General features: G+C 52.5%; 1 protein-coding gene. It reads right to left on the minus strand.

All coding sequences use genetic code 11. The annotated features are described in order from the left end of the window. Positions 1 to 594 (minus strand): PAS domain S-box protein (locus tag E0L35_RS25405; protein WP_138801725.1); only part of this gene is annotated, 594 nt, incomplete at both ends.

Consider the following 594-nt stretch of genomic DNA (forward strand, 5'->3'; position numbering starts at 1 on the left):
GTGTGGCGCACCAGTGAGACGGCAAGCAACGCCCAGACAACATCGCCATTGCGGTTGTAGTAGCGTTTTTCCATTGAATAGGTGTTTATTTCACCGCTTATCAGCTTTTCAACCTGTTGGAGATCTTTATTGAGATCCTCCGGCCAGGTCAGTTGCTGAAAGGTGAGTCCGCGCAGCTCTTCCTGACTGTACCCGAGAAACTGGCAGAGCGCTTTGTTGGTTTGCAGCCATTGTCCCTCGGTGCCCACTAACGCCATACCGATAGCGGAATATTCCATCGCGTTCCGAAAGTGGGTTTCGCTTTCGGAAATGTGTTTGCGTTCCGCACGAAAGGCATACATCACCATGGTCATGATGTTGGCGGGCAGCAGGATCAGCAAAAACGGTAGCCACGGCATATGGCTCATCAGGTACGTACGCGGCGTAGCAAGCAGGGAGGGATCCGCGGCCATCATCAGCGACACCATCATCACCGTGGTAAGGAAGATCAAAAAGGCTTCCATTCGTGGCAGACGCACGGCGCTCCACATCAACAGCACAATAATGAAAGTAAAAGGCCACGGCAGATACAGCATCGAAAGCCAGCTTAACGTC

It is taken from the genome of Halomonas sp. ATBC28 (assembly GCF_005937175.1).
In the GTDB taxonomy this organism is placed as follows: domain Bacteria; phylum Pseudomonadota; class Gammaproteobacteria; order Pseudomonadales; family Halomonadaceae; genus Vreelandella; species Vreelandella titanicae.